This is a genomic window from Lacrimispora amygdalina, from assembly GCF_003432035.1.
Classification (GTDB): domain Bacteria; phylum Bacillota; class Clostridia; order Lachnospirales; family Lachnospiraceae; genus Lacrimispora; species Lacrimispora amygdalina.
Genome location: NZ_QOHO01000122.1, coordinates 1 through 10209, shown reverse-complemented (window position 1 = coordinate 10209; position 10209 = coordinate 1). Strand labels below are relative to the sequence as shown.

Here is a 10209-nt window from a genome sequence, read left to right as displayed (position 1 = left end):
ATCGGCGCTGTGGGCATCGGCGCTGTGGGCATTGGTCCGGTTGAACGTGGCTCCTGCCACCAGCCGGGTATTGGCCCGGTCATTGCTGGTCGGGTATTTTGCTGCCAATCCGGCATGGGTGAGGTAATAGAAGGTGGATTACCCTGCCTCCAACCAGCCGTTGGGCCTGTTACCGTAGGTCTTGTATTCCCACCTTCCGGTACGGAACCGGTCATCTGCTGGATTTCAGGCATGATGTCATCACCTTCCTGGAGAATTTCCGCCTCTCCGGTTTCCTGGCTTGGCTCACTCCCGGTTGGCACTGAACTTTCTGCCTGGAGAAGATTCTCTTGTTTCTGAGAATCCAGATTCTCTGTTTTAAGAGGCATTTTCTTCGTATCCTGACTGCCGCCATCTTCCAGCGGGAACTCTTTTTCTATCTCCTGAACAGCTTTTTTTATCTGTTCTTCCGATATGGCAGAGGTCTCTTTCACTGCAGAATCTGTATGTTCCAGATCTACTTCAGCCGCATGGGCGACTGCATCCTCCCATATAGTGGTATAAGATCTCCATGTATTTTTTACATCATGTATGGTCAGTCCAAAACATTGGTCCATATTAAAACCGGAACGTTCAATATCATTTTCGGATACTGTGGCTCTGAATTCACCGGAACCGCCTCGTATGAAAATATTACCCAGGTATATTTCCTGCTCTCCGGCCAATAGATATACTCCAATGTCGTTACCGCCTACATAAATTTTTTTCACACTTACCGTAATTTTGCACTGGATTCCTCTCGTCTCTATCTTGGCAAATCCGATGTTTTTTCCTTTGATTCCGCCTTCATAGGCATAAATATATGAGATTAGTCTTCGATAGTTAGACATGCCACCACTCCTTTATCACTATTTTATGCAAAATGCCATTGCATCTATGACATAAAAATGATATCCTAATGAAAGAATAAAATAAAAATTTTTTCCAAAATATGGAGGATGAAAAAAATGAAGCTCTACCGTGCGAAAGACTACTATGATATGAGCCGGAAGGCAGCAAATATCATCTCAGCTCAGATCATTATGAAACCAAACTGTGTTCTTGGACTAGCTACCGGTTCTACACCTGTAGGTGCCTACAAACAGCTGATTGAATGGTATCACAAAGGTGATTTGGATTTCTCCCGTGTAAAAACAGCAAATCTTGATGAATACAAGGGACTTAACAGAGACAATGACCAGAGCTACTACTGCTTTATGAAGCAGAATTTATTTAAGCACGTAAATATCGATGAAGCCAACACTCATATTCCTGACGGAATGGAAGCAGATGCAGTAAAAGAGGCAGCAAGATATGAAGAAATTCTGAAAAATCTTGGCGGCATCGACTTACAGATACTGGGTCTTGGTCATAACGGCCACATCGGATTTAATGAGCCGTCTGATATATTTCCAAAGGATACACATATTGTTGACTTACAGGAAAGCACCATTGAGGCAAACAAACGATTCTTCGCTTCTGCTGACCAGGTTCCGCGCCAGGCTTATACGATGGGAATCGGCACCATTATCAGAGCAAAAAAAATTCTGTTAATGGTAAGTGGTGAAGATAAGGCGGAGATTCTTCATACTGCCCTTTGCGGACCGGTAACACCAAAAGTTCCAGCCTCCATTCTTCAGCTACATCCGGATGTAATAATCGTTGCAGATGAGGCAGCACTTTCTAAGTGGGAAACGATCTGATGTTGACGTGGTTTTCTTTTAATGATATAATAAGCTAAATTTTTTTAAGGAGGTGAGACGCTGTGCGACATATTTCAATTCAGGCTACATCATTATGGACTAATATTGTAAATATTTCTGCAGTTTTCGGTATTTTTGACGCGTCCGTGTATCAGTGCGCCCATTTTTACGAAAAAGGCAGCGTCTCATCTGAAAATTATTCTGTTAGCCGGTAGTTTTTACTTTTACCACTGGTTTTTCGGTTGATTTTCCGCCCGGATGCTCCCGCACCGGGTTTTTTTGTGCGTTTTTTTCGAAATGGCAGTCTGAACGGACGTTAATCCAATTTGAATTCATAACACACAAAATGGAGGATATAACCTATGAAACACGTAAAAACGTTTCTGTCCGGCTGCGGCTTTCTCTCAAAAGCCGTATGTTCCACAATATCAATCTGCTCGAAACAGATCTTTGACGGATGTTTTCTCTGCATAGCCGGAGGCTACTTTGTTCAGATTGTCCAGTTTGTTCTGCTGACATTTATCTGGAAGGCTCTGGAGAAAACCAATGCTCTGCCTTTAAACGTTTCTTTGGGGCAGCTAATGACCTATACTCTGATGTCTACTGTATTACATCAGGAATTAAATATTATTTCCCCGGCCACCTCGTCCTTATGGGAGGGGTCTGTGATCGGGCGTTTCCTAAGACCTGTGCCAATTGAAGCCAGCTTTATATCCGAAACCATCGGCAGATTCTGGATTCCCAATTTTTTATTTCTGGGTCTTCCATTATTGCTTTTTGCGCCGTTTCTGTCTGTCAGCCCATTGCCGGCTTCTCTAAGTCTTGGGATTCTTTCCCTCCTAAGCCTGGTACTGGCAGTTTCTATTGGATTTGCGGTAGATTTGCTTTTTGCTTCACTGGCCATGAATCTAAAAAACGGCTGCTTTGCAGCTCTTGCAGTCAGGGAGGCTGTTTATTCCCTGCTTTCCGGAGAAATGATCCCCTTTTCCTTATTTCCGGAGAAGCTTGGAACGCTGTTTTCCCTGCTGCCTTTGGGCTCAGTTGCCCATGGACCTTTAACCATCTACACAGGTACTGCCATTTTTCCCATCAGGGTTCTGGCACTCCAGTTTTTCTGGGCTGTCGTTTTATGGGTTCTGGCTATATATGTATTTGAAAAAAGCAAAGAAAGGATGATCTCTTTTGGCGGATAAAATTAAAACATTATTCAGGCTTTACAGGCTATACGCAAAAATGGATTTATTATGGTTTCTAAGGGATACCCGCTATTTCTTTATTCAACTGGTTTCCGATGTTGTAAGCGGTGGCTGCACCATTGCGGGTGTATGCCTGCTATCTGCTAATTTTAAAAACTTTTCCGGAATGAACCAAAATGAAATTTTGTTTATGATGGGTTACTCCCTCTTCATTGACGGAATCTATATGGTATTTTTTATCGGTAATAATACCGGTATGGTCAGCAGGATTATCGGGCGGGGACAGCTTGACCACATTATGATCCAGCCGGTGCCCATATGGACAGAGCTTCTTGCACAGGGCTTTTCCCCTGTTTCCGGTTCTCCTATGCTGATTTTCGGAATGGCGCTTACTTATTATGGCGCTGGCCGGTCTGAAATGCCAATAAATGCTTTTATGATTTTGCTGTTTCTATTTTACAGCACATGTTCCATAGTCATCGTGTTGTCATTTATTTACCTGCTCTCCTGCTTGGCGTTCTATGCTCCTGCTGCTGCAGAGGAGATAGCTTCCGTGGGAAAGGATTTGTTTTCAACGATTAAAACCTATCCCCTGGGAAATATGAGAGGCTTTCAAAAGCACATCTTTTTGACCATTATTCCGGTAGGCCTCTGTGCGTGGTTTCCTTCCACACTTTTAATAAATGCCGGGAAATACGGAACAAAAGCAGTTTTCGTTCCTGAAGCACTTTATCTGCCTGCAACAGCGGCAGCATTTCTGATTATAGCAATTATAACATTCAAGAAAGGAATGAAACATTATGAAACCTACGGTTCTCCAAGATACTCCGGCTTTGGCCATCGATAATATTACAAAAGAATACTGCCAGTGGCAGCGAAGCGGCAATGCCCGCGATATTATTAAAAATATGATCCATCCGGAAAAGCGGGTGGTAACAGCTCTTGACCGGATATCACTCCAGGTAAAAAAAGGCGAATTCGTTGCATACGCAGGCGCCAACGGAGCCGGCAAAAGCACCACAATAAAGATTCTTTCCGGAATCCTCATGCCTACAGAGGGAACCGTTTCTGTCCTTGGGTTGAATCCCGCCAGAGACCGGATACAACTCATGCGCCATATTGGAGTCCTTTTCGGCCAGCGTACAGAATTGTGGTGGGACCATCCGGTGATATCCAGTTTCGAATGGAAGAAGCAGGTATGGAACATACCGGATTCCACCTTCCGCAAAAACCTTGACATGGTTACGGACCTTTTAGACCTGTCGGACATTTTAAAAACATTTGCCAGGGAATTAAGTCTGGGGCAGAGAATGCGGGCGGATATTGCCATGCTTCTTCTGCATAGTCCGGAGCTGATTTTCCTTGATGAACCCACACTTGGTCTTGATGTTCTTGCCAAGCAGCAGATGATCCGGTTTTTAAAGAAGATCAACCTGGAGAGCAAAACCACAGTTGTGGTTACCAGCCATGATATGGACGATCTGGAGGAAATGGCCCAGAGAATTGTTCTTATTAACAAGGGAAGAATTGCATTTGACGGAAACTTTGATGAACTTCGAAATGTGATGGGCGGGTTTTACAGGATTGTGCTTACCACGGCATCGGGGGAGGCACCTCTTTCTCTGCCCGGAATGAATCTTATAAAAACAGACAGCGGAATTCATGAGTACGAGTTTGACCGGAATGTACTGGAAATTCATAAGGTCATGGCACTGCTTTCCGACTTTCCCCAGATCATCGATGTGGAGATTAAAAAGGCTCCCATTGAGGATGTGGTGGCAAATTTATATTTGAGCTGGCGTGAAAATTAACGGTTGGTTTTTTCAAATTATTAGTGTAGAATATAGTTACATAATTCTAAAATGAAAGAGGTGTACATATGGCATACGCATTTACAAAAGATCTGGAGACCGGCAACCAGTTAATCGATTCCGAACACCGTCAGCTCATTGATGCAATCAACAATTTACTGACTGCATGTTCCACCGGCAAAGGCCGTGCAGAGCTGGCTAATACAACTAAATTTTTACAGGATTATACTGCCAAGCATTTTGGGGACGAGGAGAAACTTCAGCTTCAGAGCCAGTATCCGGATTATGCAAATCACAAACGTTACCATGAAGAATTTAAGAAAGTAGTTGCAGGAATTTGTCAGAAGCTTGATAAAGATGGACCTACCGTTGCACTTGTCGGCGAAGTAAACAGCGCTATTGCAGGCTGGCTGATTAACCATATCAAAAAAGAGGATGTCAAAGTGGCAACCCATATTAAAAGCAGATCCTGACACAAATAACTATTTTAACCAAGCAGTTTCTTACCAGAGCCCTGGCAGGAAGCTGCTTTTTTTATTATGCGACAAAATAATTGCTGTGCTCTCTTTTCATTCTGTCTGTATTTTGATAAAATAGATTCAGAAATGAAAAACAAATTACTGGAAAGAAGGTACATGATTATGAAAGACCCAAACTGCGCATATTGTATGAAAGGAGACTTAGTTGCCAAATTCGGTTATCCTGTCTGCGAGATGGAAACAGGCTTTTTATATTTATTTAAGGAACAGAGCAAAAAAGGCAGAGTTATTCTGGCATATAAAGATCACGTCAGCGAGATGATTGATATCAGCGATGAGGAGAGAGCTGCATTTTTTGCAGAGGTTTCCAAAGTGTCCAGAGCTATTCACAAAGTTTTTAATCCGGATAAGGTAAATTATGGCGCTTATGGAGATACCGGCTGCCATCTGCACATGCACATTGTTCCGAAATACAATGGAGGAGATGAGTGGGGCGGTACATTTACCATGAATCCGGATAAGGTATATTTAACAGATGATGAATATGAGAAAATGGCGGAAGCCATTCGTGAAGCTTTATAATCATTAAGATAATTGTACAGGGAAGGAAGGTGCCGGAGAATGTTGGATGAAATCAGAAAACAGGCTGGCAAAGCTGCAAAAGAGCTTTTGGAAGCATCACATTTGAAGGAAAAGGACTTAGTGGTCATCGGCTGTTCTTCCAGTGAGATATCCGATCACAGAATCGGTTCCCATTCCAGTGCAGAGATTGGCCAGGCAGTATTTTCCGCAATCTATGAAGTGTTTCATAAACAGGGGATTTATGTGGCTGCCCAGTGCTGTGAGCACTTAAACAGGGCGCTTATTTTAGAAAGGGAAGCGGCAGAATTCTATCATTATGAACCCGTCAATGTAGTTCCCCAGCTAAAAGCGGGGGGCTCCTTTTCTCTTGCTGCCTACCATGGTTTTGAACATCCGGTTGCAGTTGAATCCATTAAGGCTCATGCAGGAATTGATATTGGAGATACACTGATTGGAATGCATTTAAAAGCTGTGGCAGTTCCAGTTCGTATAAAAACCCAGTATATCGGTTCCGCCCATGTGGTTGCAGCCCGTACCAGACCGAAATACATTGGCGGCATCCGCGCCTTCTATGATGATACCATAGAATAATAAAAAACCTGCTGTCAGGCGGTATTTGCCGCGTACAGCAGGTTTTTTTATTACTCTATTCCATCGTTGCGTACATAAAGTACCAGTAACCGTAAGGAGAATGCCATGTTCCTTTTACTTCAGGTTTCTGTAGATAATAATCACTGGAATATACGAGAGGAGATACCGCAGCATCTTCCATCATGATCTTTTCTGCCTGATGAAGCTTATTATAATGCTCTGCTTTATCAGCTGTATTTCTGGCCTCAGCCAAAAGTTTATCTACTTCCGCACTGGAATACTTTCCGTCATTGTTTCCGCTCTCTGTTGAAAGCAGATTCAGCATGTTGGAAGGATCATCGTAATCATATACCCAGCCTCCACGGCAGATTTCAAAATCACCGGCACGACGGGTAGGGGTGAAAGTGGACCATTCCACAATCTTAATATCCATTCTGATTCCAAGCTCGCTCCAGGCATTCTGTAAGTATTCTGCAACTGGTTTGTTATAACCGGCATCATTAGTCATGTATTCGATGACAGGGAATCCTTCCCCGTTTGGATATCCTGCCTCAGCAAGCAGTGCTTTTGCCTTTTCAAGATCTGCTTCATAATTATCTACGCTGAAATAATCTCCTCCGTTGTTTGTACGGCTTACTTCTTCAAAAGAAGAACCTTCCTTTTCGTCAGAGATTCCAGGTCCTACAAAATTAGCTGCCGGAAGTGCAGTTCCCATCATCAGTGTATCGGCTATGTAACCGCGATCAACCGCAAGACTTAATGCACGGCGGACTTTCGCATTGGTAAATGGTTCTTTCTGGGTATTGAAAATTGTATAGGATGTTGCCATACGTGGTTCTAAGTGAAAATCAGGTGAATCCTTAAGGCTTTGAATCTCATCAGTTGGAACATCACGGATCATCTGGACCTCACCTGTCTGATATGCGCTGTAAGCAGCATTGGAATCTTCCATAAGTACAAACTTTAATGTATTTAAAGTAACCTTATCTGCATTCCAGTAATTTTCATTCTTAGCAAATGTGATATGAGATCCCGGTACCCACTCAATCATCTTTAACGGGCCATTAGAAATATATGTTTCAGGTGTGAGGGACCACTGGTCTCCTTTCGCTTCGACTACATCTTTCTTTACAGGTGCCATACTTGCATGAGTGATAATCTTGTCAAAGTATACACAAGGACCAGAAAGCTCAACTACAAAGGTTTTAGCATCAGGTGCAGAAACTGCCAGGGCATCAATATTTCCTGCTGCAGCTTCATCATAGCCTTTGATCATGGAAAGCATATCCGCTGCATATGGTGCTGCAGTTGCAGGATCAGCCATACGTTTCCAGGAGTACACAAAGTCCTCAGCAGTAAAATCGGAACCATCACTCCATTTCAAACCGTCTCTTAAATGAAATGTGTAGGTAAGTCCGTCATCACTGACATCATAGGATTCTGCCTGACCGGGAACAATATTGTTCTTCTCATCAAATGTCAGAAGTGTCTCAAACGCATGCAAAATCATATTGGATGCATCAATTGCCGAGTTGAGAGCCGGATCAATGGTTTCCGGATCCGGTCCTATTTGTACTGCCAGGTCAAGACCCCCTGTTGAGGTATTGGCCGCTGCCTCTGTCTTTTCAGTGCCGCTCTGTGTTGTGCCGGACTTTCCGGAACCTCCGCATGCACTTAAAACCAGGCCAGAGACAAGAACAGCTGCTAATACGATTGCTGTTTTTTTCATAATGCTTCCCTCCGTATCTATGTTCTTTATATCGTCCGTCCATCAAGGACAGTACGGGTTATAGCATACCACAAAAGGGCCAATCATGCAATCAGCTTTTTTACACCAAACTCTTATGTTGTAAGGCGATAGCGCGATAACGCGTCAAAGAGCCAGACGATTTATATTCCTCATTCGTCTGGCTCACAAAGACATTATGGTTGTTTTTTTAACGATAGGAAGTGTGCAGTGCCTTCAGTAATACCCTGGGATTTTTTACATAAGGAGTAACGGGGCAGATCTTTTTGTCTATCCCCATCAGAGTATAAACGGCAATTCTCGCAGCACGTACCGAATACTCTTCAGTAAAGACCATATCCTCCGGTATTTCAACGAACTGACTGATCATGGCAAAGTTCGTGGAACCCTCGGGAACCACCTCCGGCCGGTCAACCATCTTCCTCGGCTGGAACTGGGCATCGACATAAGGCATCATGCAGGGGATTACATTTATTATATCTGCCATAATCTCTTCTTTTCGGTTTTCCATATGAAGGTGGCAGAGAAGTTCTGTAAGAAGTTCCTCTCCCGTACAGTCTTTCATTGGTTTTTTTACATAATCACCTAATTTATCTGTATATAGGCCATATCCCCAGAATATGGTCTGATCCATGGGCTGATTGGCAAAATGAGGCTGAGCTGCAACAACAATGCTCATAAGCCAGCTGGAATCCTTAAAAGTCATTAAAGCTCCGCTGCCAGGAACATTACCGGTATAGTCCTCTATAAGCTTTAACAGCCGGTTTCCTTTGCTGGTCACGGTAAAGCTCTCCCAGTTTGTCTCACTGGCATCCCCGAAAAATGGATATGGATTTCCAAGCCCCTGCTTTTTAGCTGCCACCTTACTCCATAATTCTCCGGAGATCGGCCTTAAAGAAGGAGCTGGTGCAGGAGTATGGAGATCTCCTAAAGTAGCACTGTCCGTCATGCATGCATTTGTCATAATGCAGATGTCGTCATCATCAAGTTCCAGTACACGTGTGACTCCATGGTCTGTTAAGTGGAGAGCCTTTGCGGTGATCTGATCCCCCTCGGCAAAATCAATGTCTGTTACGGTACAGTTTTCAGCAAATATGACTCCTTCTTTTCTTAAGTAAGCTTCGAGCGGGCGAATCACGCTGTCATACTGATTAAGGGGCGTCCTTGTGACTCCCTCCAAGGTATCTATACGGGAAAATTCCAGTATCATTCTGCGCATATAACGGCGGAACTCAAATAAGCTGCTCCATTTCTGAAAAGCAAAGGTGGTCTGCCACATATACCAGAAATTCGTTGTAAAAAAGTGGGGCATGTCTGCAAACCATTCTTCAATGGTCATATCATCAAGCTTTTCCTCAGGTGTGTTCATCAGTCTTAAAAGAGCCATCCGCTCTTTCTGGTTAAATCCCATGCTCTTCACATCAAGAATCGTTCCATCTTTATCAATTAATCGTGCCTTGGCTGATGTTGGGTGGGCATGGTCAAAATCCAGGATCTCTTCCGTCACGCTTTTTCCCTTTTTGCTAAGAGAGGGTATGGAACGAAACAGCTCCCAGAAATTCTCGTAGGTCTCTTCATTAAGCATGCGCCCGCCCCTGCAGACAAACCCTTTCTCTGGTGTGCCAATACCGTCATTGCTTCCTCCGAATATTGGCATACCTTCAAAAATAGTAATCTGATTTCCAGGCATTTTGCAGTCCCGGATCAAATAGGCTGCTCCCGCAAGGCTTCCAAGTCCGCCTCCAACAAAATAAGCCTTTCCTTTTGGTATCACCGGATTTTTCCTGTCATCAATCTGCTTTAGCTTTTTTAGATTCCCGTTCCGTTTATAAAGCGTCCTGGCGGCCACTCCCGCTGCTGTAGCTGCTAATCCCAGTGCAAGTAATTTAATCATGTTGCTTTGTTCCATTTTTTTCTTCATAAGCCACGCTCCAATCTCATTTTAAATCAGCTGATAAGCTTATATTATCATACTACATTTTTTCCGTCACCATACATGCTTTTATACATGTATAAAAAAACGACACCCGGAAAATGGTGTCGAAAAACCAGACAATTTATCCCGAATTATTCATGATAATT

9 protein-coding genes and 1 pseudogene are annotated in these 10209 nt (G+C 43.4%); 7 read left to right on the top strand and 3 right to left on the bottom strand.

The window, feature by feature from the left end:
* Window positions 1-869: pseudogene (locus tag DS742_RS29300) on the bottom strand (hypothetical protein); the annotation flags it as partial.
* A 117-nt stretch (window positions 870-986) separates the two neighbouring features.
* Between DS742_RS29300 and nagB the strand changes: the two are divergent.
* The 7 genes from nagB (at window position 987) to DS742_RS27540 (ending at window position 6380) form a co-directional block, all read left to right on the top strand.
* Window positions 987-1721 (top strand): glucosamine-6-phosphate deaminase, encoded by a 735-nt coding sequence (gene nagB / locus DS742_RS27570; protein ID WP_117420109.1) that lies wholly within the window; start codon window positions 987-989, stop codon window positions 1719-1721.
* A gap of 362 nt (window positions 1722-2083) precedes the next feature.
* A complete protein-coding gene (locus tag DS742_RS27565; RefSeq protein WP_117420108.1) occupies window positions 2084-2914 on the top strand; it encodes a hypothetical protein in 831 nt (276 codons plus the stop codon).
* Window positions 2904-3764 carry an ABC-2 family transporter protein gene (locus DS742_RS27560; RefSeq protein ID WP_242996877.1) on the top strand — a complete coding sequence of 287 codons (861 nt, stop codon included), beginning with the start codon at window positions 2904-2906 and terminating at the stop codon, window positions 3762-3764. Before DS742_RS27565 ends, DS742_RS27560 begins: the two co-directional genes overlap by 11 nt.
* Window positions 3718-4728: an ABC transporter ATP-binding protein gene (locus tag DS742_RS27555; RefSeq protein ID WP_117420107.1), complete on the top strand. Its 1011-nt coding sequence runs from the start codon at window positions 3718-3720 to the stop codon at window positions 4726-4728. The genes DS742_RS27560 and DS742_RS27555 overlap by 47 nt, the downstream gene beginning before the upstream one ends.
* 68 nt (window positions 4729-4796) lie before the next feature.
* Complete coding sequence (locus DS742_RS27550) at window positions 4797-5201, top strand: bacteriohemerythrin (protein ID WP_117420106.1); 405 nt, start codon at window positions 4797-4799, stop codon at window positions 5199-5201.
* A gap of 168 nt (window positions 5202-5369) precedes the next feature.
* The gene (locus DS742_RS27545) at window positions 5370-5789 is read left to right on the top strand and encodes an HIT family protein (protein WP_117420110.1); all 420 of its coding nucleotides are present in this window, start codon (window positions 5370-5372) and stop codon (window positions 5787-5789) included.
* 39 nt (window positions 5790-5828) lie between these two features.
* The gene (locus DS742_RS27540) at window positions 5829-6380 is read left to right on the top strand and encodes a TIGR01440 family protein (protein ID WP_117420105.1); all 552 of its coding nucleotides are present in this window, start codon (window positions 5829-5831) and stop codon (window positions 6378-6380) included.
* A gap of 55 nt (window positions 6381-6435) precedes the next feature.
* Here the strand turns inward: DS742_RS27540 and DS742_RS27535 are convergent, their stop codons facing one another.
* Window positions 6436-8109 carry a peptide ABC transporter substrate-binding protein gene (locus DS742_RS27535; protein WP_170313622.1) on the bottom strand — a complete coding sequence of 558 codons (1674 nt, stop codon included), beginning with the start codon at window positions 8107-8109 and terminating at the stop codon, window positions 6436-6438.
* A gap of 208 nt (window positions 8110-8317) precedes the next feature.
* On the bottom strand, window positions 8318-10048 hold the full coding sequence (locus tag DS742_RS27530) for an oleate hydratase (RefSeq protein ID WP_117420103.1): 1731 nt from the start codon (window positions 10046-10048) through the stop codon (window positions 8318-8320).
* Between the last annotated feature and the right edge of the window lie 161 nt (window positions 10049-10209).

Excerpts from the sequence above, each read along its gene's own strand:
- nagB (WP_117420109.1), top strand. The coding sequence starts at position 987 with ATGAAGCTCTACCGTGCGAAAGACTACTATGATATGAGCCGGAAGGCA.
- DS742_RS27545 (WP_117420110.1), top strand. The coding sequence starts at position 5,370 with ATGAAAGACCCAAACTGCGCATATTGTATGAAAGGAGACTTAGTTGCC.
- DS742_RS27540 (WP_117420105.1), top strand. The coding sequence starts at position 5,829 with ATGTTGGATGAAATCAGAAAACAGGCTGGCAAAGCTGCAAAAGAGCTT.
- DS742_RS27565 (WP_117420108.1), top strand. The coding sequence starts at position 2,084 with ATGAAACACGTAAAAACGTTTCTGTCCGGCTGCGGCTTTCTCTCAAAA.
- DS742_RS27535 (WP_170313622.1), bottom strand. The coding sequence starts at position 8,109 with ATGAAAAAAACAGCAATCGTATTAGCAGCTGTTCTTGTCTCTGGCCTG.
- DS742_RS27555 (WP_117420107.1), top strand. The coding sequence starts at position 3,718 with ATGAAACCTACGGTTCTCCAAGATACTCCGGCTTTGGCCATCGATAAT.
- DS742_RS27530 (WP_117420103.1), bottom strand. The coding sequence starts at position 10,048 with ATGAAGAAAAAAATGGAACAAAGCAACATGATTAAATTACTTGCACTG.
- DS742_RS27550 (WP_117420106.1), top strand. The coding sequence starts at position 4,797 with ATGGCATACGCATTTACAAAAGATCTGGAGACCGGCAACCAGTTAATC.